The following is a 23390-nucleotide window of genomic DNA, read 5'->3' on the forward strand; positions in this document are numbered from 1 at the left end:
TCAGATTGGTTACAATAAACCATTTCTCGGCACGATAGAACCACCACAAAACCTCAATTAGGTAGTGGATTAGCTCCGATTGGAAAGTGCTTTCGCCCATTAAGTCCTTTTGTGTGGGGTGCGTATCATAGTAGTATTCCAGCTTTGCAGGGCTAATATCTTGTTTGCGTAGCGCCATATTCCTTGTACCTCTCAGTTCAATTTCACCCGTTACTACGGCAATCTCATGTTAGCACACCTCGTCAAAGGGCGACAATCTCAGGTCGGGTTGGTCAGGGCTGTTCCAAGAAACGTTTTTAGGGTAATAATCTGCTGCACCCGCTGGAGAGGAGGGAAAGAGGATTGAGTTCAAGGGTACACCCCTTGCGACCCCGTCAGACTGCCTGTGACCCGTAGGGTTACACCCCCTTTCCGCCCTTGCAACCGCCCTGATAGCACGCGCACCTATATTAAATGCCTAAAAGCTGCCTTTATGTTAAAATACTGTGGTTAAGCTTATTTAATGACTGAAGGAATATTGCTGTGTTCAATTTTTTCCGACGTAAGAAACAAGAAGAAGCCGAGATTCAGGAACGCACCCGCGAAGCGCTCGAAAAAACCAGAACGAGCGGGGGAGGGTTTCTCTCGCGTCTTTTCGAGCTTGACGATATAACCGACCAGTTCTGGGAAGACCTCAAGGAAACCTTGATTAAAGCCGACCTAGGCTATAATCTGACCGAGAAGCTTATCCAGCAGTCGCAAAAGCGCACCCTCGATGAGGATACCACTCGCAGTAAAGATGTAGAGCGGATTTTTCGGGGTGAGATGGTGAGGACGCTGGAAGAGGCGCAAAACAAGGCGCAAGCCAGTGTATTGGCAAATGCGGAGAAAGAGAAGCAACGCCGCGAGATAGAACGCCGCAACGCCGAGATGGAGCGCCGCCGCAAAGATAAGGTGCAGGTGAAAAAGGGTACTTTTCAATCACCGGATGCGCCTCCTGCTGCCGCTGTTATACCAAGCGCAGGGGTTGGGGCGCAAGGTGAGAAACGCCCTTACGTCATTATGGTGGTGGGCGTAAACGGAAGCGGCAAGACTACCTCGATTGCTAAACTGGCGCAATACTACCGCAACGGGGGCGGTTCGGTGGTGTTAGGCGCAGCCGATACCTTCCGGGCAGGGGCGATTGACCAGCTAAAAATCTGGGGTGGACGGGTAGGTGTGCCGGTTATTGCGCGGGCGGAAGGTTCTGACCCTGCTTCGGTAGCCTTCGATACGGTAAAATATGCCAACGATAATGGCACAGATATTGTAATTATTGATACCGCCGGGCGTTTGCAAACCAATTTTAACCTGATGGAAGAAATGAAGCGGGTAGAGCGCGTTATCGAGAAAGCGCAACCGGGTGCGCCCCACGAAATCGTGCTGGTGCTAGATGCGGTGACCGGGCAAAATGGCTTGAGCCAAGCAAAGCATTTTTCCAATGCGGTTGGAATTGATGGCGTAATTCTGACTAAACTGGATGGAACGGCAAAGGGTGGGGTAGCCTTCGCCATTGCCAATGATATGAAGATTCCGATTAAATATATCGGTACAGGGGAAAAAGTGGGCGATTTCGCCGAGTTTGAAGCGCTCGCTTATGTGAACGCGCTTTTTGAAAAATAAGCTAGTCTTGCTGCGGAAACTAAAATCTGCATGACGGAGTGAAAAATGTTCGATACACTGAGCGATAAATTAGAGGGCGTATTTAGAGGGCTGACCGGACGCGGTTCTATTTCGCCTGAAGACATCAAAAAGGCGATGAATGAGGTAGAACGCGCTCTCATCGAAGCGGACGTAAACTTGCGGGTCACCCGCTCCTTTATTGCTGCTATCGAAGAAGAGGCGGTAGGCGAGAAGGTTCTTAAAGGCTTAAATCCGGGTCAGCAAGTCGTCAAAATTGTAAATGACAAACTGATTGAGGTTTTAGGCGGTGAGAACGAAAAGCTTATAACTTCACCACAAGCTCCTACTATTATTATGATGGTAGGCTTACAGGGTAGTGGTAAAACTACCCATGTGGCAAAGCTGGCGCGTATGTTGCGAAAGGGTGGCAAACGCCCCTTGATGGTAGCTTGCGATACCCAACGCCCCGCCGCTGTTGACCAGCTTCAAACGCTTGGTAAGCAACTAAATATACCCGTTTATAGCGAAGGTACTGAACCGCGCCCGCCTGAAATCGCCAAGCGTGCGCTTGATGCTGCCCGCAAGGGTGGTAATGATGTGATTATTCTTGATACCGCCGGACGTTTGCAGATTGATGATGCCCTGATGACCGAATTGGAAGAAGTAAAGGGCAATACCAAACCGCACGAAATCCTACTGGTAGTGGATGCTATGACCGGGCAAGAATCGGTTAATGTGGCGGAGGAATTTAATCGCCGCGTAGGCTTGACCGGTGTTATCCTTACCAAAATGGACGGTGATGCACGCGGCGGCGCGGCTCTTTCGGTAAGAGCGGTTACGGGCGTACCTATCAAGTTTATGGGTACGGGCGAAAAAACCGATGCCATCGAGCCTTTCTATCCAGACCGTATTGCCAGCCGTATTCTCGGCATGGGCGACATTCTGACCCTGATTGAGAAGGCGCAGCAGCAATTTGACGAAGCAGAAGCCCAAAAACTTCAGGAGAAGATGAAGAAGGGCAGCTTTGACCTCGAAGATTTTGTTGACCAACTGCGTAAAATTCGTAAAATGGGTTCTTTGAGCGGCTTGCTAGGCTTGTTACCCGGTGTTGGCAAGCAGATGAAAGAATTGCGGAATGCGTTGGAAACACCCGAAGCTGAACGCGAACTAAGCCGCACTGAAGCCATCGTTATGTCCATGACTAAAAATGAGCGGCATAACCCTGATTTAATTGATTCTAGCCGCCGAAAGCGTATTGCCAAAGGTAGCGGTGTGCAGGTATCGGATGTCAACAACTTGTTGCAACAGTTCCGAACTATGCGCCAGATGATGCGAAGCATGGGTAAAGGCGAAATGCCAAACATGGGTGCGCTTATGGGCGGCGGAGGTGGCGCTGGCGGCGGTTTTGGTGGCGTAAACTCGCGCAAGAGCAATCAACCCAAGCAGGTTGACCCGTTGGCTGCTTACAAGAGTGGAAAACCCGGTGGTCCACGCCCTACTAAAAAGAAGAAATAAACTTTTGCAAAGTGCTTGTATTTCAGGCAAGGGGCTTAAACCCCTTGTCTCTACAGCGAGAGAGGTAATAGACGTTGACCGCGACTGATAGTAATATGACTCCGGTGACTGAGTGGGTTTCTGTAGATCAGGTAGTGGCTGAATTGAGTAACCGTCGTTATGTGATTGAGCGAAGCCTTGCTACTGCGTTATTTCTTGCTTTGAAATTAGGGAAACCGCTATTGCTGGAAGGCGAAGCGGGAGTTGGTAAAACTGAGGTTGCTAAAGTCCTTACCGAAGCGATGGGAGCGCGTTTGATACGTCTCCAATGCTATGAAGGTTTGGATGTGAATAGCGCGGTGTATGAGTGGAACTATTCTCGGCAAATGCTGCATATCCGCATGCTGGAACTGGAAGCAGACGAAACCTTACGCAAGGAAGGCGCTAAAGAGCTTTTCAGCGAGGAGTTTTTGATAAAACGCCCCTTGTTACAAGCCTTGGAGAGTGTAGATGGTAAGCCCACCGTCTTATTGATAGATGAGCTAGACCGCGCTGATGAAGAATTTGAAGCATTTTTGCTGGAAATTCTCTCCGATTTTCAGGTAACAGTACCGGAAATAGGCACTATTAAAGCGGAACGCCCTCCCGTGGTGATTATTACTAGCAACCGCACTCGTGAAATTCATGATGCTTTGAAACGCCGTTGCTTGTATCATTGGATTGATTACCCCTCTCTCGAAAAAGAATACCGAATTTTGCTGGCGAAAGTGCCGAATGCCCCCGAAACGCTGGCGGAACAGGTAGTTTCATTTGTTCAAGAGTTGCGAAAAATCGAATTGTACAAACTACCGGGAGTGGCGGAAACGTTGGATTGGGCAACCGCGCTCACCGCTTTGGATCAGCGTGACCTTGAGGAGAAGGTGGTTGAGGAAACCCTTGGCGTTATCCTGAAATACCAAGAAGATGTGGACAAGCTCAAGGGCGAGAAAGTACGCGCTCTGGTGCAACGGGCAAAACAGACTCGCAAGTAAACGCGGACGAGCTTATCGTTCGGTTAGTGCGAACCGTCAATATTATGAACGGGGATAACATAGCATGCGAGCCAAGAGAAAAGCCGAGAGAGAACATCATCTCAGAGATGTAACGCATAAAGTTGAAGCGATTACCGAGAGTGGCGCTATTCCATCATCGCTTATGCAAGGCTTAAAAGGAATAGATGAAGGCAATATCCCTTTGTTGATTCCACGCTTGCTGGAGCATTTCCTGACCGAACAGGGTATTTACAGATCGAGCATGACACCGTTAGAAGCGTGGCTAGCGTTGAAAGTTTACCACGATAGTAAGCAAAAACAAGGGGCTTAAGCTCAAGGTTATAGATGCTGAACGATGAAGTAAGACAATTTAGAGCGCAGTATGTCAATAGGGGTCATGGACACCTTTTTCATAATTTGCTACTTTTCTGTAGAATTTTGCGCGAAATGGGTCTGGATGTAAACCCCACTCGTACCATTGATTTGCTGCGTAGCCTTCAGTTTATCAACCTGAAGAATAAACAGGATTTTTACGAGGCGGGCAAAGCGATTATGCTACGCCATAACGATGAGCAGCCGATTTATGATTACGTTTTTCAGATGTTTTGGCGCAAGTGGCCCACCAAAGAAGAGCTTGAAAACCCCCTGAACGATTTGCCGCCCGAATATTGGGGCGATAAAAAAGAGCCAAAGCAACTTCCAAAGAATCCAAACCCTGAACGGGAAGATGCCAATAAAAATAAAGAAGGGCAGGAAATCGATCAGGGTAAAATGAGTCGCAAAGTCAGCGAAGATGAAGCGGACGAAAACGCGCCTGAAGATGAGCAACTGCTGGATAGAGAGCAAACTTACAGCGCCAGTGAAATTCTTCAGTCGAAAGATTTTCAGGATTTTTCGCAAGAAGAGTTGCAGGAAGCCAAACGACTTTTGAGCGAATTGCGCTGGAATCTCAGTTTGCGGGTGTGCCGCCGCTATGCTCCCTCACGCAATGGAAATCGCTTTGACGGGCGGCGCACCGTTCGCAAAGCTTTGCGCTTTGGGGGGGTGCCACTTGAACTGGCACGCAAAGAACGCAAGCAAAAACCGCGCCAACTGGTTTTAATCTGTGACGTTAGCGGCTCAATGGATTTGTATTCGCGTTTGTTGCTCCAGTTCATGCACTCGCTGGAAAATGGCTTGCGCTATGTGGAAACCTTCGTTTTTGGCACACGCTTGACCCGCATTACCCACGAATTACGCAACAAAAATGTGGATGAAGCTTTGCTGAACGTTTCAAAAGTGGTCAAGGATTGGGCGGGTGGCACTAAAATCGGTGAGTCGCTGGAAACGTTTAATGTGCATTGGGCGAGGCGGGTATTAGGACACGGCGCAATCGTGATAATTATCAGTGATGGATGGGACAGAGGCGGTGTGGACATCTTGCGCCGGGAAATGGCACGCTTGCAACGCTTGAGCTATCGCTTAATTTGGCTAAATCCCCTATTGGGTTTGCCGGATTACCAACCGCTAACGGTGGGCATCCAAGCAGCTTTAGACTATGTGGATGATTTCCTACCTGCCCATAATTTCAAAAGCATGCGTGAACTGGGTATGTTGCTGGAGAGCCTTTCTACCGCGCAACGTCCTGAACGCAAACAACATTTCGCCAAGCCTTTACCGGCAAAACGTTAGGGATTCTAAAATGTATTCAACCGAGATAATTTTGGAGCAACGCACACGCGCCCTGAGTGAAATCAACCTTAGCGGTTTTGGGCAACGCCATCAAGGAAAAGTGCGCGATTTCTACAGCTTGCCGGACAGCCGCCGTTTGCTGGTGACAACTGATCGCCAATCGGCTTTTGACCGGATTCTGGGGCAAATCCCTTTCAAGGGTCAGGTATTAAATCAGTTAAGCCAATTCTGGTTTGAGGAAAGTAGCGATATTTTGCCAAATCACATGCTGTCCGTACCCGACCCGAATGTGATGTTGGCGCGAGAAGCGCAAATGTTCCCTGTGGAAATTGTGGTGCGCGGTTATATGACGGGTGTAACCGATACCAGTATCTGGACGATGTACCAGAAAGGTTTGCGCCAAATGTACGGCTACAATTTCAAGGAGGGCATGCACAAAAACCAACCCTTAGCCACTCCAATAATAACCCCCACTACCCATGCGGAATTGGGCGGACATGATAAACCGCTTTCCCGCACTGAAATTATCGAATCTGGATTGGTGGCAAAAGAAATATACAGCCAAATTGAAGAAAAAGCGCTGGCATTATTCGCTCGTGGGCAAGAACTTTGTGGCAAAGGTGGCTTGATTCTGGTAGATACCAAGTATGAATTTGGCTTGATTGATGGTCAGGTAGCCATTACCGATGAGGTGCATACCCCCGATAGCTCGCGCTTCTGGATTGCGGACACTTACGAGTCGCGTTTTGGGCAAGGACAAGAGCCGGAAAACTTTGATAAAGAGCTTTTACGACTGTGGATGCGTAGTAAAGGTTTTGGGGGTGATGGTGTGCCTCCCGCACTGGACGATGATATTATCGCTCGTTTGAGCCAGCGTTATATCGGTTGCTACGAGCGGATTACCGGACGCGAATTTGAAAGCGACCTGACACAGCCTGTAGCCGAACGTATCAAGGCTAATCTAGAAAGGCTGGCGTTTAGGTGAGATTTATAAAACGACAGGGGGTTGCCTGTGACTAAGCGCGTAAAAATAGCCGCGCTCATCGGAAATGGCGGACGCTTGAACGCCATCTGGGAAGGCACGCAAGAAGCGGATTCGCTGGCAGAATTGGCGGCAGTTATCACTTTCAAGAAAAACTCGCCGGGGGCGCTGTGGGCTAGAACGCAAAATATTCCGACTTATACTGTGAGGTGGCCCGAATTCAGAGATGCGGGCAAGCAAAGGGCTGATTATGACCTTTATATTGCCGAATTGCTTAAAGGTTGTGGCGTAGAACTGGTAGCTATTGCCGGGTGGGGCTTAATGCTTACCAGAGAATTTCTGAGCGAGTTTCCGAATAGAATTATTAATGTGCATCCTGCCCTTTTGTCTGATACACTTGAGGCATCTATTCGCACTCATAGCGGAGTTTCGATTCCGGTATTTCGGGGCAATCACGCGCTGGAGTTGGCATTGGCAGCAGGGGTAGAAACAACCGGCTGCACCGTCCATTATGTCACCGAAGAAATGGACTGTGGACCTGTCATTTTGAGGCGTGAAGTAGCGATTCGCGGCAATGATGCTCTTGAAACTCTGTCAGATCGCGTACACCTTGCCGAAGATGCAATTTTACCACAGGCTATTAATATCGCTTGTGCGCGGATTCTGGGTGCTAAAAACCAATCCAGCGCATTGGATTAAAACCAGATTCTTCAAATTTTATTGTAAAAGTTATACTATATTTCTTGCATAATCTCTCCAGATAGTTTCTGAATCCAGATACCTTTTAATTATGACTGCATCTTCGTTCTCACTCCAACGTTTTAATTAGTAAGTTGCCCTTGTTGGCTTAGCCGATTACCGGGAATAATCCAGTTTTAAGTATTTAATTATCCAGTAAATTCAATAATGATGTGAGTTTAGCCATAGCTATAAGGCATACTACTTGATATTATTAATATTCATTATTTGTTAGATTCATTGTAGAGCAAGTGACGGGTTTAAATGCCAAGAGTCGGTGATTATCATATATGTATAACTGGGCTAGATGACGATTTTTACCCTTCAATTGAAAAATCAGTTGAACTGATAGATTTCCTCGACTTTAGTATGTATCTTGATGGTCCGGATAATGATACTTCAGCTTTTGTGCGTATTCCTTACCGGGATACTAAGCAATGGTCTGAGTATTTGCGTGTAAATCCTGAACATCACGTCAAGCGTTTGTGCCGTCGCTATGTTTATTTAATCCATTCTCCTATTGCATTAGACCAACCGTATAAACATTACAATGATTTACTTCAAATCATTGAAGGCATTACCCCCCGCGATGCCGGATTTATTGCCTCACTGGGTAAAGGTACTAGACGATTACTTGATGTTTTACATTGCCCAATTCCCGGTGAAAATCGCCATTGGATTCAGCAGGTAACAGTTCACCTAATTCGAGGATACCATCCGGTTTGGCACAGGGTCTGGAACTCGGATGAGGGGCGCAAAGAGTGGGAACTATCGGCTGTAAAGGGTTTTAACCTGATGCTGGTTTGTAAACTTGACCCTCGTGTAGATGTATTTACCCTCGAAGAGTACCTAGAAATGCTGCGCCTTAAACATGAATTTCGCGAGTTTTTGGTTAAAATCGGCAAAACTATAGGTTATCTTGATTTTGAATTACTGGGAGAGGTTTCAAATTAGGTGGATTTAATCCAACCGGACTATAAGGCAATTGCCTTTCAATTAATCCGAATTTCTGCTAGAGTACAACCCGGAGAGGCAGTTACAATTCTGGGACGCGCCGATAGCCTAGATTTTTGTGAGGCTTTGGAATTGGAATGCCGGAGAGTTGGGGCAATGCCGTTTGTGGTAGTAGGCAGCGATTCGGCGTTACTCGCCGCGCTTTCTGACCCTGATGTTACACTGGAACAACTTGCTACTCCAAGCCCACCGCTTTTAGCCGCTTTAAAAGCTTCTAATCTGATTATTACGACCTTTTTTGAGCGTGCAAATCCTCTTGCTTTTCACCCACCGCGTATATTGCTTGAACGAATCGAAGCGCAATGCCGAAGCGAAGTAGCCCCTAGCGATATTATATTTGACGGCAAGCGGCGCTGGTTAGGCACAGAAGTACCTACCCCCGCCCAAGCTGAGGCTCTCGGCTGCCAGTGGAGAACTTTACATAATATTTTTTGGGGGGCTATGCAAGCCGATTATGTAGCAATCGGCTTACAGGCGGAGAAGGTGAAAGCGCGTCTAAGTGGGGCGCAGGAAATCAGGGTTGTAGCCGATAACGGCACTGATTTGATGCTCAAAATCGGAGAACGCCCGTTCGAATGTGATGACGGTATTATTTCAGAGCAGGATATTCAGGCTGGAGCTTTATATTTGAATATGCCTTCAGGTGAAGTGTGTTTTGCTCCTCTGGAATATTCGGCGCAGGGTAGAGTGATGGTAGAGGTGGCTTTCTGGCAGGGTAGAGCAGTGCGCGAACTGACGCTTGAATTTGAAAATGGTTTGGCAAGCGCGATTTCTGCCGTAGAAGGGCTGGAACTTTTTCGCGAGGTTGTTGCTGGAGGCGGTAAGGATGGGGCGCGGCTGGGCGAGTTTGGAATCGGTCTAAATCCTGCAATCGAGCGGGCGCTAGGTTTTACCCTTTTAGACGAAAAAATTTATGGGACAATCCATCTTGCTCTGGGTGAAAATCGCCCGTTGGGAGGTGCCAATAACAGCCCGATACATTGGGATTTGGTATTGCCAAAGGTTACAGTATTGGTAGATGGGCTTCCCTTGTTGCATGATGGCAAACTGCTGGTATAATCTTTGCCTACTATTGCTCAAAGAAACTATCAGGGGAAGTGATATTGGTTCATAAAAATTATAGAGGTTTATTATTTTTCGGGCTACTGGTTATGTTAGCAGGGTTGTTAGCGGCTTGTGGCGATGAATCTTCTACGGCTACTCTTACGGTTGCTGCCTCGCCAACTTCTGCTCCTACCGCTACAATTGTTTCTTCTACCGCAACGGCTACCGCGATTGTGCTGCCTACTATTACCCCATCGCCTTCGCCTACCGCAACGCAAGTTCCTCCAACTGCTACTCCTACTATCGCGCCAAGTCCAACCTCTGCGGCTCCGGTCAAGCCGATAGCCCAAAAGGCGCTGCTTGAGCCGATGAGTTGGGAATCTCAGAAGTGGAATAATTGCGGACCGGTTTCGGCGATGATGGTTTTGAGCTATTACGGTATAAAGAAAACTCAGGATGAGTGTGCTGCTGCGCTCAAGCCGGCAGAGGCTGATAAAAAGGTGCGACCTGCCGAACTGGTGGATTTCCTGACTACTAACGGGGTGAAGACTCTGATTGTGGAGAATGGGAGTCTTGATACTTTACGAAAACTGTTATCAAACGGGATTCCGGTTATCACGCAATCATGGCTAAAACCTGATGATGATATAGCACATTACCGGGTGATACGCGGTTTTGATACCACAAAGGGTACATTTATTGTAAATGACTCGATGTTTGAAAAGCCCTCGGTGTCGGTTGAAAATTCGCTAGAAGAGACTCTATGGAAAGCCTTTGACCACCGTTTCTTGCCAGTGTACACTGCCAAAAGTGAACCGCTTGTGAAGGCTATTCTAGGGGTAGATTTCGACAGTAAAACGAACCTGACCAACGCTCTAGCTGCTGCCGAGAGGTTTCTTGATAAGAACCCGCGCGATTTGGATGGGCTTCGCAACGCGGGCTACTTGAGAGCTACCTGCGGGAATTACGAAGGGGCGTTGCAAATTTGGGATAGGATAGTGGCGCTTGGTCCTTATGGGCGTTTCCTGTGGTATCAGATGTGGCCTCTGGAAAGCCTGAATAAGTTGGGGAAATACCAGCAGGCTTTGAAAATGACCGATGAAATATTGAAGCAAGCTCCGGTCTATTCTGAGGCGCGTTATGAGCGAGCGGTTGCTTTGGTAGCCTTGAACCGGAAAGATGAAGCTAAGAAAGAACTTAAGCTCTCATTGTTAGATGGATATTATCAGCCAAGCCGCGATTTACTGGATAAATTGGGAGGTTAGCGGTTCCAGGCGTTTTGTGTCGCTGGAATCCGACTCGAAAGCTGAGGAAATCGGGGAAATTGATTAGTTTGCGTTGGTATAATTTTGCTTATGGCGGTGGGCTGGCTTGGCAGTCACATTGTCTATGAATACAGGGTGGGGATAGGCTAAAACATTTCTCCTAATCAATCTGACTCTAACATTGTGCAAATTGCGGATTGTACAGGCTTTTAGCCGGTGCTATAATTATAGATGGTATATAAACTAGAAAAAGAAGGCTGGATAAATGCTTACTGTTGATAAAAACGCGCTTGAAATCGAATTTGACGTAATTATAGGCTTAGAAACCCATATTCAGCTAAGTACAGCCAGCAAGATGTTTTGTTCATGCAGCGCCGATTATGCCAACGCTGCTCCCAACAGCCATACTTGCCCTATTTGTCTTGGAATGCCGGGTGTATTGCCGGTAATAAATTCTAAAGCCATAGAATATATCGTAAGATTTGGCTTGGCGTTGAACTGCAATATTCCAGAATACAGCAAGTTTGACCGCAAGAATTATTTTTACCCTGATTTGGTAAAGGGCTATCAAATCAGCCAATTTGATTTGCCTGTCTGTATCAACGGTTGGGTTGATATTGTGGTAAACGGTGAGACAAAGCGAATAGGAATTACCCGCGTACATCAAGAAGAAGACACCGGTAAGTTGGTGCATATGGATACCACTGAAGGCGAAAACTACTCGCTGGTGGATTACAACCGTTGTGGTGTGCCTCTGATGGAATGTGTAAGCGAACCTGATATTCGCAGCGCCGAGGAAGCGCGTGAGTACCTAACTAAATTGCGCCAGATTGTGCGATGGCTTGGTATTGGCACTGGCAATATGGAAGAAGGGGCAATGCGTTGTGATGCCAATATTTCGATTATGCCCAAAGGTTCAAAGCATTGGGGTACTAAAGTCGAAATAAAGAATATGAATAGCATCAACAACGTGTATGAAGCTATCAAATTTGAGCTTAAGCGACAGGCGCATGAGTTAAAGTCAGGTCGTATAATTACGCAACACACGCGAGGTTGGGACGAAGAAACCGCCGAGACTGTTTTCCAACGCAGCAAGGAAAACAGCAATGATTACCGCTATTTCCCTGAACCGGATTTACCGCCTTTGCAACTGGCACACTCGTATATTGAAAATATACGCGCCAGCATGCCTGAAATGCCGGATGTGCGGGGCGAAAGGTTTATACGCGATTATAGCCTGAGTCCGTATGATGCCACTTTACTCACCAGCGACCGCAAGTTGGCAGATTGGTTTGAAGAGGCGTTGGGTGCGTCCAAAACAGCTTCCAGAGCCAAGCTCACCAGCAACTGGATTCTCAATGAGCTATTCGCTCGTTTGAAAGAAACCGGAACCGAACTGACTGAAACAAAAGTTAAGCCGTTTCAATTAGCTGATTTAATCGGTTTGGTAGAGCAAGGTACTATAAACAATAATTCTGCCAAGGTAGTTTTTGAAGAGATGTTTGCCACCGGAAAAGAAGCAGAGGCAATCGTCAAAGAGAAAAACCTTGCACAAATATCAGATGAGGGAACAATTACGGCAGTCGTGGGAGAGGTTATCCAGAATAACCCTAAAGCCGTAGCCGATTATAAAGCTGGCAACCCCAATACTCTGAATTTCCTTATCGGGCAAGTCATGAAAGCCACTCGCGGCACAGCTAATAAAGATGTGGTGCGGCGGCTATTAGAAGACAGATTAGCGTAGGGACATAATAACGCTGTACCACTGGGGCGCAACGTAGCGTTCTTACTAGTTCACACTCAATGGAGAGGTGAAATCTATGACTACTGAATATTCGGCGAAAGTACAAAACCCCTATGAGATAGCCAAAAAGCAATTAGAAATTGCGGCTGACTATCTCGGCTTGGAACTCGGTATTCGCAAGGTTTTGATGCACCCCGTCCGCGAACTGACGGTTAATTTTCCTGTACAAATGGATGACGGGAGCATCGAAGTTTTCACAGGTTTCCGAATCCAACATAACCTCGCTCGTGGTCCTGCAAAAGGCGGTATTCGCTATCACCCACAAGTTTCAATTGATGAAGTACGCGCCCTGTCTATGTGGATGACGTGGAAGTGTGCGATTGTCAATATTCCTTTTGGTGGGGCTAAGGGCGGCGTTATAGTGGATCCCAAGAAACTAAGCAAGCGGGAACTAGAACACCTCACCCGCCGCTATACCACCGAAATATCCCTGTTGATTGGACCTGACACCGACATTCCAGCCCCGGATGTCAATACTAACTCACAGACGATGGCATGGATTATGGATACTTATTCCATGCATAAAGGCTATAGCGTAACCGCCGTAGTTACCGGCAAGCCCCTGAATATCGGCGGTGCAGAAGGGCGCAACGAGGCAACGGCACGCGGCTGCCAGTATGTTATCCGTGAAGCCGCCAAATTGAAGGGTATGGATTTGGCTAAAGCCTCCGTTGTAGTGCAGGGCTTTGGTAATGCTGGGTCAATTGTAGCGCGTCTGCTTTCTGAAGATGGCGCAACTATAGCGGGAGTGAGTGACTCACAAGGCGGTATTTACAATCCAAAAGGGTTGGATGTACGCGCGGTGATGTCCTTTAAGGGCGAACATGGTACGGTGGTGGGTTTTCCCGGTGCAGAAGTAGTATCGAATGAAGCCTTGCTGGAACTGCCCTGTGACATACTGATACCGGCAGCTTTAGAAAATCAGCTAAACGGCGATAATGCCAAAAGGGTAAAGGCGAAAATTATTGCTGAAGCTGCCAATGGTCCCACTAATCCCGAAGCCGACAAGGTCTTTTTTGAACGAGGCATTATGGTATTGCCGGATGTTCTAGCGAATGCCGGTGGCGTAACGGTTAGTTACTTTGAGTGGGTTCAGGATTTGCAGAGCTTTTTCTGGACTGAAGCGGAAACCAACAATCGCTTGCAACAGATTATGGTACGCTCTTTCAATGATGTGCTACGGTTGGCTGATTTGCATAAGGTAGATATGCGTACTGCCGCGTACATTCTGGCAGTTGGTCGGGTGGCTGAAGCTACCAGAACGCGGGGAATTTACCCTTAGTCGGTCATGTATTTGGAAAGGGCATGGGTTAATTCCATGCCTGAATTTAAGGTTTTAGTTAATCCGTTATTGTCGGGTAACACCAATTATTTCATTGGGTTGCCCGGCATTTTTAATTCAAAAGGCAATGCAATCGGTCAATCTCAGCTTCATAGGGAATGGAGGGATACGCGCCTTTGCGTGTAACCGAAATTGCTCCGGCAGCGTTGGCAAAGCGCAATAGCTCCGGTACTGGCAAGCCACGCTGTAACCCTACTGCTAACGCGCCGGTAAAGGTATCTCCGGCAGCGGTGGTATCAACTGCTTTTACCTTGAAGCCCTCGCTATGTTCTACTCGTTCACTGGAAATCCACAACGCGCCTTTGCTACCCAACGTAATCACGATTGCTTCAAGGCTTGAGCCAACTTGCGTGAGAATGGAGCGTCCAGCCTCAATTTCTTCGCCTTCCTTGAAAATGGGCATTCCGAGTAGGGCTGCCATCTGAAGCGCTTCGTTTTCATTGACCATAAGTAAGCTAACTGCCTCGAAAAGCTCAACAGGTAGTGGCTCAATTGGTACGGGCGCTGCCGTTAAAAGCACTCTGCCTCCACCGCGCCGAACCAATTGAGCTGCTTTAGTGCAAGTCGCTATCGGGATTTCAAGTTGCAATAGCAACACCCCCGCGCTTGAGAGCAGTTCGGAGGCTGCCTCTATCTCTTTGGGCGTAACCTCGTTATTTGTACCCGGCACTACGATGATTTTGTTCGCGCCATCCTCGCCAACCCACACATTGGCGATTCCGGTGCTGTTTTCGCCTCTCGTTACGAACTGGCGCAAGATACCCTCTTGCTTCAAAGCCTCCTCAAGCCTGTCTCCAAAATCATCGCGCCCGACCTTACCGACAAAAGCCACCTGTCCACCCGCTCTACGGGCAGCAATTGCTTGATTAAAACCCTTGCCCCCTTCGTAAGTGGCAAAGCTGTTTCCGAGTATTGTTTCTCCGGGAACAGGCAAATGCGGGGAGCGCACTACCAAATCCATGTTAAGACTACCCACCACAACTATTTCTATATGGTTAGATTCAATCATTTCTAATCCTTGCCCTCTTGTAATAAGATAACTAAACAGGGAAAATATAACCGGATGAAGTATGTAGTCACAATTCTATTAAATAACATTTTAGCCTTAAATTTAAGCTATGACCTTGCACAAAAACATTTCTCGTTTTATTCTTGCGCTAACATTGGTGACTCTCCTATTGCTCCTGATTGCGCCTACTGCAAACGCCTCCTCCCCTATGCGCTCAAATACTCCTTACCGGGTTAACGGCGCACAATTCGTAGATGGAAGCGGTAATCCGGTTTTTCTAATCGGCGCAAACTATGAAGGGCATAATGACCGCGCATGGTTAATGTGGGACAATAGCCGTTTCGACCCTAAGCTGATTGAGCAGGATTTCGAAATGGCTTCAAAGGGTGGCATTAACACCTTACGGGTGTTTATCCAGAGCCAATTGCGCGACTCCCTAAATTATGGGGACTGGGGCAAACTGGATACAGTGGTAAATTTAGCTCAACGCCATGGTTTGGCATTGTTGATTACTTTTCAGGATTATAATCAGCCTGATTTGCTGACAGAAGCCGACCTAGAACGCCGCATTGCTGCTCACTACGCCGGAAACCCCGCTATATTGGGCTATGACCTCCGCAATGAACTTAGCTTTAAGGAAATTGCTGTCGGACGCTACCCTGTTAATATGAGCGTGCCATTATTATCTGATGAATTAATTCGAGGTTACGGCGAAAGATATTCGCTTGGCTACGTTAGTTCGTTGCGTAATACTGTTTCTGGGAAAGCCTCTATTCCGAGCTATATGGATGAGCGCACCGCTTATTATTATTGGAATGCCTTGAAGATTTGGGATGAGTTTCGGAATGCGGCTATAAGCTGGCAAGTGGCGCACAATAACAAGAACCTGATGGATTTTATAGATGCGCCGGAAGCCGGAAATTGGCAAGGCTTTTACAGCATAGTCAACCGAACGCTTGATGTTTGGCTACAAATAAGAATAGGCGCGATTCGAAATGCCGATTCTGCTGCATTAGTTACTCTAGGCTGGAACGAACCGCTTCTAGCGCGGATGCCTGCCAATAACCAACTTAACTTTATCTCATATCATAATTTCCCACCTGAGGGCTACGAAGGCGTAATTTCCACTCTTTCATTTCTTGAAAGTTTGCGTACTCAGTTCAAGGACAGCCCGGTAGTGCTGGAAGAATTCGGTTATAGTAATTTACGCTTTGATGGTTCTAGCTTGCCGCAAAGTACAACTGCCAGCTATGAAACCGCGATTTGGGCTTATCTTAACTGGAGGGGTTTTGGCGGTGGCTACAAGTGGATGTTATCAAATTTTACGCCCGGTATAAATAAGTTTGAAGCAGGTTTGGGTCTGCTGGATGATAATAACCAGCCAAAGCTTTCTTTTTATGCTTTGAGCGCACTGGCAAGCTATTTTGGAAGTGTGCAATATGAAAGTGCTATGGGGATGAACATGCTTCAGCCCTCCGATAGAGAGGTGATTTATGTTTTTACTGCCGTTAGGGGTCTTTTTACCAGCGCAACCAATGTGCAGTACGGCGCAGTGAGCATCAAACAAGAACAAATTTCTCCTTTTGCGGTTTGGTGGAATAATAGCGTTCAACCTGAGCTTTACATAACTGCTGGTTCTATTGGAGAAGTTACATTGGACTTGCAGGCACTTTTTCCCAACCGCGACCCAAAGCTACCTTTTCGATTAATCCAGCCGAATGGTCAACGTATCCAGTTCACAAATGACTCTAGTATTCTGAATTTAAAAGTGCAGCCGGGCGCGGCTTATGCTCTTACTCAGTTTGACCAATCCGAAACAGCCCGCGCACAGGGAGGCAGTTCACTTCTATTTGCCGAAACCGGGCATACGCTAGGGGGCGCGTTCCGCTCTTATTGGGAACGTTATGGTGGCTTATCCATGTACGGTTATCCCATAACCGAAGAATTTACCGAACTGAACCCGCAAGACGGCAAAACTTATACAGTGCAATACTTTGAACGCGCTAGATTTGAATACCATCCTGAGAACCATGGGACTCAGTACGAGGTTTTGTTGGGGCATCTTGGTCGGGCGATTATTGCCGGGCGCGAAGGTGAAGCTTCTTTCCAGAGCGCCCCGCGTAGCGACAATAATAGCCGCATATATTTTACCGAAACCGGGCATACGCTAGGCAGCAATTTCCGCTCTTACTGGGAAAAGAATGGGGGACTAGCTCAGTTTGGTTTTCCGCTCAGCGAAGAGTTTTCGGAGGTTAACTCTAATGATGGTAAAACCTATACGGTGCAATACTTTGAACGCGCCCGCTTTGAATATCACCCTGAAAATCGTGGGACTCCCTATGATATTTTATTGGGACAGTTGGGCAGGCAAATATTGAAGCAACGAGGTTGGTTTTGATTAAATAGAGCAGAATTTATGATTTTAATAAAAAAAAGCTATATCTCAGCGCTGTAATTGTTGACTAAAAAGGTTATAATACTTCTTAAAGATTTTAGTATAGGCATATCGGGTTAGCCATCTGTAATCATTTCTTGTCCAAGCCTTAATTAAGTATTGTTGTAAATTTTAAAGGTTTGTTGCACAATAACATAAGTAGTAAGATTTGCTTTTAAAAACTGCTGTGGCGTTAAGCTACCTCTTTGCTTAATTGCTGCGTTACACTATTTTAAGTGTGTATAATCACATAACGAGGTTCAATGATGAATTCACAGATGCCTGATAGGGATAGCTTGAATTATATTAATAAGCAGTACACTGCTTTTCTTGAGAGTACCGTTACGGTTAGTAATCAGGCTGTTAAGGCTTATTTTCAAGCCTTGAATGAGTTCTTTACCTCACCTGCGAAGCTGTACCGCCGGAATATGGATTATTTTCAGGAAGTAATAACCCCTCCTCGCCCGGAGTGGCAAACTCCTCATAGGATTGTAACTCTACCGCGCGAGTTTGAGAAGCAAATCAAATTGCTTGATTTCTCTCAGGACGATGTGCCGTCCGACTCGGTTGTTCCTACCCTAGTATTACCACCGCAAGCAGGACATCACTCTTATATTGCTGATTACAGCCATGACCAAAGCCAAGTTCAAACTTTACGGCATGCCGGTCTGGGCGCAATGTATTGTATTGAATGGGTCAGCGCAACTAGAGCTACTGCTAATACCACTGTTGAAGATTACATGCGTATGTTGAAGCATATCGCCCAAATGCTAGGCGGTAAGGTAAATCTGGTGGGTGATTGTCAAGGGGGTTGGTTAGCGGCAATTTTTGCGGCAATGTATCCCGATATGGTAAATACCCTTTCGATAGCAGGCGCTCCTATTAACTTTCAAGCGGGTGACGGTCCGATTGTGCAGCAGGTGAACTATATTGCCAAAACCTACCCGGATAAGGGTATGGCATTCTATCGTAACTTGGTTGCTATGGGCGGTGGTCTGTTGAATGGTAATTTTATGGTGATGGGTTTTAACCTGATGCGTCCACAGCAACTTCCTGAACGCTTTCTAAACCTGTATCAGCATATGCATGACCCGGGCGCGGTTCATCGCTTTAAGCAAATGAAGAACTGGTATGACTTCGCTCAGAATATTCCCGGCAGCTTTTACCTCTGGTTGGTAGAACACCTCTTTCGGGATAATGAGTTAATTCAGGGTAAGCTGGTTGTTGGTGGGCGCAAACTGAATCTTGCCGATTATAAGAACCCACTTTTTTTGATGGGCGGCAAGCGCGACCATATTACCCCTCCGGTGCAGGTGCTAGATATGCGAAAATATGTTGGTACTGCCCCGGAGCATATTTATGAATATGTTGTTCCGGCAGGGCATATCGGTCTGTTTATGGGCAAAGATATTCTGCGCTCAACCTGGACTCCGATTTCAAAGAAAATTCTCGCTTACTCTCAGAAGTAATTGTAACGAAGCATTTTGACTCCCTGTTTGCACTATAGCAGGGAGTTTTTATTTTAAATTTATTCAAACTTGACGAGGAGCTAAAACAGGATTAAAGTATAATCAGCTAACCAACCATAAAGAATGAAAGGGGTTAACTTTGCCTGTACGAACGCTGAAAATAAACGAGCTTGAAATATTCGGTAATTACGTCAGTAATGCTTTTGTGATGGATCCTGAGCGCACCCAACGTTGGCTTGAATTGAGCGTTAAACCTACCTTGCATGATACTCGTGTTCTGGAAGAAGATGGCGAAATAAAAGCAGCTTTGAGAATTCTTTATCCCGATTTGTGGCTGGGACAAGGCAAAGTAAAAATGGCAGGTATTTCATCGGTGGCTACTCCACCTGAATACCGTCGTCAGGGTTGTATTAATAGGCTTTTGGAAGCGGTTATGCGAGAGCATCGTGAGGCGGGCTATAATATCTCTACCCTGTATCCTTTTTATTTTCCTTTTTACAAGAAGTTTGGGTATGAACTAGCGTCAAATTCCAAGAAAATAAAAATAAAGCTGTCTGCACTTCAAAAATTCCGCCCAAAAGCGAAAGGACGCTGGCGCGAGATAAGCCACGATGATTGGCAAATACTTAATGACCTGTATGAGAGTCACTGCCGGGGCAATTTCGGTTTGATAACGCGACCTGAATTTCGCTGGCGCTGGGCTATTCTGCGCCAACGCCTGAAAGAGAGCAAGCACGCCTATGTCTGGTACAATCAAGACGATGAACCCTGCGCCTATGTAATTTATCTCATGCACACTATCAAGGATTGGGATCGCGAAATGCAGGTTCAGGAGATGATGTGGAAAGATTATACTGCTCGTCATGAGGTCTTGGCTTTTCTGGCAAATCACGATTCACAAGCAGATGTTGTTATTTGGGAAACTAACCCTGCTGATGATTTCTTCGCTTTGCTGGATGACCCACGTGAAGCAGAGCAAACTATTACGCCGGGTTATATGCTGCGTATCCTTGACGCAAAGGGCGCATTGCTGGAACGTGTCTGGCAAACCAATACACCGGGCGCATTTACTCTGACCCTTCATGACAATCTTTTGGAATGGAACAACTTGACCTTGCGGGTCGAGGCAATCGGGCATAAAATTCAAGTTGAAACCTTGTCGCAGGATTACAAAAGCGGCTTGAGTTGTGATATACGGCAACTGGCTCAGTTGTATGCAGGTTATCTCAGTCCGGTTAAGTTGGCAGAACTTGGTTTATTGGAAGTAAACAGCGAAATAGACTTGCTGGCAGCGCAAAACCTGTTCAGCCCATCCGAACAACCGACAGCATTTATGGCGGACTTTTTTTAGGATGCTACTCAGGGTAGTACCATTGTTTGAGATTAGAGGTAAAGAGAGAATAAAGTATGGCTGGAGTCTTTGCAATCGAGGAAAAGCGGCTAATCTGGCGCAGCGGGTATGAAACATTATGGTTAGAGCCATGGGGCAAGAATAGCTTAAGAGTTAGAAGCAGTTTGCATCGTATCAATCCGAATAGCTTGACCGCTTTGTTAGAGCCACAGCCGAATGAATGTAGTATTGCTATCGGACTCAAGGAAGCAATTATTCAAAACGGATTAATTACGGCAAAACTCTCTGGCGAGGGTAGAGTTAGCTTTTATCAAAGCAAATCCGGGGTGGAATTGCTCTCCGAATTATCCGGTGCCTTGAATACTTTATCGGGGCGTAGTTATAAGGATTTGCACGAGGATAATTTTCAGATAGAGGCTCGTTTCATGGCTTATAAGGGCGAGCGCATCTTCGGGCTTGGGCAACACCAACACGGGTTATTGGATCAAAAGGGTTGTGTGCTTGATTTAATGCAACGCAACACCGAAGTAACCATTCCATTTTATGTTTCCAATCGTATGTATGGCTTTCTTTGGAACAATCCTACGTTGGGCAGAGTGGAGTTTGGAAAAACCACAACCCGTTGGGTGGCAAATAGTGCCAATCAGCTAGATTATTTTGTTACCGCAGGCAACAGCTATCATGAGATTATGGCGCAATATGCCGCTGTAACCGGGTATTCCCCGCTCTTACCTGAATGGGCGGCGGGTTTTTGGCAAAGCAAGTTGCGCTATACCAATCAGGCGGAAGTTATGGAAATTGCTGCTGAGTACCGACGGCGCGGTTTACCTTTAGCGGGAATAATAATAGATGCGTATCATTGGACTAGAATGGGTGATATGCAATTCGACCCAATTCATTGGCATGACCCTGCCGGGATGGTGCGCGAACTGGAAGAGATGGGTATAAAAGTGATGGTTTCCATCTGGCCTCATCTCAATACTGCCAGTCGCAACTACCCTGAAATGTTGGAGCGCGGCTATTTTGTACGCACGAAGCGCGGTGTAAATGGAGTAAATTTATTTAGAGATATTGAGTCGCCACATCACATTTTCTTCCCCTTGTATGACCCTTCCAACCCAGCGGCACGCCAATATTTCTGGGAACAAGTGCGTGAAGGGTATTACAGTAATGGTATCAAAAGCTGGTGGCTAGATGCCTGTGAACCGGAGATAACCAACTTTGATTATGATAATCTGGTTTACTACGCCGGAGATGGTAGGCAAATTGGCTGTATGTACCCATATTTGCATCAACAAACCTTTTATGAAGGGATGAAAGCGGTAGGAGAGGACGAAATTTTATTGCTTTCTCGCTCTGCTTGGGCGGGAAGCCAACGCTGGGGTACTGTGGTATGGTCTGGTGATATACCACCCACCTTTGAATCATTGCGGGCGCAGGTTACTGCCGGATTAAATATTGGGATGAGCGGCATTCCATGGTGGACTACCGATATAGGCGGTTTTCTAGGCGGAAATCCCGATTCGTCCGAATACCGTGAGTTAATGGTTCGTTGGTTTCAGTACGGGGTATTTTGTCCGATTTTTAGGCTACATGGCTTCCGCGAGCCGTATAATGAAACGCAAGCTATTGGTGCGCCTAATGAAGTATGGTCGTTTGGGGAAGAAGCCTACGAGATAATATCGGGCTTGCTACATCTGCGCGAACGCCTAAAGCCCTATCTAATGGGGCAGATGCGACTGGCGCATGAGCAAGGTATTCCTCCCATGCGCCCTATGTTTTTCGATTTCCCGGATGATTCTCAATGTTATGGCATTGATGACCAATTCTTGTTCGGTCCCGATATTCTAATTGCTCCGGTACTGGAGGCAAATATAAGAAAAAGACAAGTTTACCTGCCTACCGGAGTTGATTGGCGCGAGGTTGCAACCGACAAGGTTTATAGTGGCGGTCAATCAATTGAGGTAGATGCTCCGCTTGAAAGGATTCCGCTTTTCGTCAGAGCATCCACTGATATTGTTCTCTAATTGGTTGGCGCAAACGCACAATGGAACTAATGCGTTTTGATTTCCTCTAAATGCCCAGCATGGCGGTTGATAATTAACACTGGAACTTCGCTTTTACGCAAAACTTCTTCTGTCACACTGCCAAGAATAGTACGACCTATTCCGGTGCGCGTGTGAGAAGCCATAACTATCAAACCGGCGCTCACGGTATGAGCATGGCGTATAATTTCGGGCGCGGGTTGCCCCTGTACTACATGGGTTTCGATATGATGTGTAGGCGGCAAGCGGTCGGTCTCAACCGTTAGCAGGTAATCCAACGCTTCTTCTTTTAATTCTTGCGAAGTAAGCCCACGCGGGAAATAGCCGCCAACTGTAAGCGGCGCAGATTCTACCGCCAATTCTTCAATCGGTGGCAAAATCTCGATTAAATGCAGTGGCGCATTATAGATTTCTGCCATTAATAGAGCCGGTTTCAACGCCACCTCTGCCAGAGATGAGCCATCAAGAGGAACTAGCACCGGTTTTTTTAATATTTCAGAAGTAACCAACCGGAAAGCTTCGGAAAGCTCGGTCGGTTCTTCGTGTTTAGGGTGTGTCAGCAAAACCGGGCAAACAACCTCATGCAATACTTTGGAAGCAACGTTGCCGCTGAATAACCGACCCAAACCGGAACGCCCATGCGTACTCATTACTATCAGGTCGGCTTTATAATCCTGAACGGTCTCAACTATTTGCTCGACAGGGCTACCATTGGCAACCAACAAGCGCACCTGATAGGGTGGTTGATGGTCAGAAAAACCTTGCCCATTAAGGAATTTTTCAAGGTTTTCAAGGTAATGTCGGGCTTCGTTGGAAGACCCATATTCACCATTTTCTACTACTCTTAATAATAGAAGTTCGGTTTTAAATTCGGCAGCAAGCAACACCGCAAGCGGCAAAGCTTTTTCAGAAAGAGCGGAACCATCCAGTGGAACAATTATTTTAGTGAACATTTCTGTCTCCTTGTTCTGTTCAGCACAGCGGTGCCAATCAGTAATTTGAGGCAATTTAATTATACCTTTTTTTTCAGAGCCTGTACAGATAGTATTACGGGGT

The 23390-nt window shown here is 46.8% G+C and carries 19 protein-coding genes; 16 read left to right on the forward strand and 3 right to left on the reverse strand.

Translation table 11 applies throughout. From position 1 onward, the window contains the following. Positions 1 to 229 precede the first annotated feature (229 nt). Positions 230 to 352, reverse strand: a complete 123-nt coding sequence (locus WCK19_RS16280) for a hypothetical protein (protein ID WP_342398456.1) — start codon at positions 350 to 352, stop codon at positions 230 to 232. A gap of 170 nt (positions 353 to 522) precedes the next feature. Here WCK19_RS16280 and ftsY point away from each other — a divergent pair, with 170 nt between their 5' ends. The 12 genes from ftsY to WCK19_RS16340 all read left to right on the forward strand — a co-directional run bounded on the left by ftsY (position 523) and on the right by WCK19_RS16340 (position 13966). Further along, positions 523 to 1641: a signal recognition particle-docking protein FtsY gene (gene ftsY / locus WCK19_RS16285; RefSeq protein WP_342398457.1), complete on the forward strand. Its 1119-nt coding sequence runs from the start codon at positions 523 to 525 to the stop codon at positions 1639 to 1641. 45 nt (positions 1642 to 1686) lie between these two features. Beyond that, the gene (gene ffh / locus WCK19_RS16290) at positions 1687 to 3156 is read left to right on the forward strand and encodes a signal recognition particle protein (RefSeq protein ID WP_342398458.1); all 1470 of its coding nucleotides are present in this window, start codon (positions 1687 to 1689) and stop codon (positions 3154 to 3156) included. A 74-nt stretch (positions 3157 to 3230) separates the two neighbouring features. Next, positions 3231 to 4166, forward strand: a complete 936-nt coding sequence (locus WCK19_RS16295) for a MoxR family ATPase (RefSeq protein WP_342398459.1) — start codon at positions 3231 to 3233, stop codon at positions 4164 to 4166. A 64-nt stretch (positions 4167 to 4230) separates the two neighbouring features. Further along, positions 4231 to 4497, forward strand: a complete 267-nt coding sequence (locus tag WCK19_RS16300) for a hypothetical protein (protein ID WP_342398460.1) — start codon at positions 4231 to 4233, stop codon at positions 4495 to 4497. A 116-nt stretch (positions 4498 to 4613) separates the two neighbouring features. Continuing rightward, on the forward strand, positions 4614 to 5837 hold the full coding sequence (locus tag WCK19_RS16305; protein ID WP_342398461.1) for a VWA domain-containing protein: 1224 nt from the start codon (positions 4614 to 4616) through the stop codon (positions 5835 to 5837). A gap of 10 nt (positions 5838 to 5847) precedes the next feature. Beyond that, positions 5848 to 6822 carry a phosphoribosylaminoimidazolesuccinocarboxamide synthase gene (locus WCK19_RS16310; RefSeq protein WP_342398462.1) on the forward strand — a complete coding sequence of 325 codons (975 nt, stop codon included), beginning with the start codon at positions 5848 to 5850 and terminating at the stop codon, positions 6820 to 6822. A 27-nt stretch (positions 6823 to 6849) separates the two neighbouring features. Beyond that, positions 6850 to 7518 carry a formyltransferase family protein gene (locus WCK19_RS16315; RefSeq protein ID WP_342398463.1) on the forward strand — a complete coding sequence of 223 codons (669 nt, stop codon included), beginning with the start codon at positions 6850 to 6852 and terminating at the stop codon, positions 7516 to 7518. Positions 7519 to 7821: 303 nt separating this feature from the next. Next, positions 7822 to 8511, forward strand: coding sequence for a hypothetical protein (locus WCK19_RS16320; RefSeq protein WP_342398464.1), 690 nt, complete (start codon positions 7822 to 7824; stop codon positions 8509 to 8511). Beyond that, positions 8512 to 9630 (forward strand): aminopeptidase, encoded by a 1119-nt coding sequence (locus tag WCK19_RS16325; RefSeq protein WP_342398465.1) that lies wholly within the window; start codon positions 8512 to 8514, stop codon positions 9628 to 9630. A gap of 44 nt (positions 9631 to 9674) precedes the next feature. Next, positions 9675 to 10880 carry a C39 family peptidase gene (locus tag WCK19_RS16330; RefSeq protein ID WP_342398466.1) on the forward strand — a complete coding sequence of 402 codons (1206 nt, stop codon included), beginning with the start codon at positions 9675 to 9677 and terminating at the stop codon, positions 10878 to 10880. Between the two features lie 265 nt (positions 10881 to 11145). Then, positions 11146 to 12624 (forward strand): Asp-tRNA(Asn)/Glu-tRNA(Gln) amidotransferase subunit GatB, encoded by a 1479-nt coding sequence (gene gatB, locus WCK19_RS16335; RefSeq protein WP_342398467.1) that lies wholly within the window; start codon positions 11146 to 11148, stop codon positions 12622 to 12624. Positions 12625 to 12700: 76 nt separating this feature from the next. Beyond that, positions 12701 to 13966: a Glu/Leu/Phe/Val dehydrogenase gene (locus tag WCK19_RS16340; RefSeq protein ID WP_342398468.1), complete on the forward strand. Its 1266-nt coding sequence runs from the start codon at positions 12701 to 12703 to the stop codon at positions 13964 to 13966. Positions 13967 to 14078: 112 nt separating this feature from the next. Here WCK19_RS16340 and rbsK read toward each other — a convergent pair whose 3' ends face one another. Next, positions 14079 to 15035 (reverse strand): ribokinase, encoded by a 957-nt coding sequence (gene rbsK / locus WCK19_RS16345; protein WP_342398469.1) that lies wholly within the window; start codon positions 15033 to 15035, stop codon positions 14079 to 14081. Between the two features lie 109 nt (positions 15036 to 15144). On the opposite strand from rbsK, the gene WCK19_RS16350 reads away from it, so the two are divergent. From WCK19_RS16350 to WCK19_RS16365, 4 genes are all read left to right on the forward strand, one after another. Further along, complete coding sequence (locus tag WCK19_RS16350) at positions 15145 to 17433, forward strand: hypothetical protein (RefSeq protein WP_342398470.1); 2289 nt, start codon at positions 15145 to 15147, stop codon at positions 17431 to 17433. A gap of 299 nt (positions 17434 to 17732) precedes the next feature. Then, entirely contained in the window at positions 17733 to 18938 is a 1206-nt protein-coding gene (locus tag WCK19_RS16355) for an alpha/beta fold hydrolase (RefSeq protein ID WP_342398471.1), read from the forward strand. Positions 18939 to 19077: 139 nt separating this feature from the next. Further along, positions 19078 to 20289, forward strand: a complete 1212-nt coding sequence (locus tag WCK19_RS16360; protein WP_342398472.1) for a GNAT family N-acetyltransferase — start codon at positions 19078 to 19080, stop codon at positions 20287 to 20289. Positions 20290 to 20345: 56 nt separating this feature from the next. Further along, positions 20346 to 22316 carry a TIM-barrel domain-containing protein gene (locus WCK19_RS16365; protein ID WP_342398473.1) on the forward strand — a complete coding sequence of 657 codons (1971 nt, stop codon included), beginning with the start codon at positions 20346 to 20348 and terminating at the stop codon, positions 22314 to 22316. Positions 22317 to 22342: 26 nt separating this feature from the next. On the opposite strand, the gene WCK19_RS16370 is transcribed toward WCK19_RS16365, so the two are convergent. Beyond that, a complete protein-coding gene (locus WCK19_RS16370; protein ID WP_342398474.1) occupies positions 22343 to 23287 on the reverse strand; it encodes a universal stress protein in 945 nt (314 codons plus the stop codon). Between the last annotated feature and the right edge of the window lie 103 nt (positions 23288 to 23390).

The organism is Candidatus Chlorohelix sp. (assembly GCF_037138995.1).
Lineage (GTDB): Bacteria > Chloroflexota > Chloroflexia > Chloroheliales > Chloroheliaceae > Chlorohelix.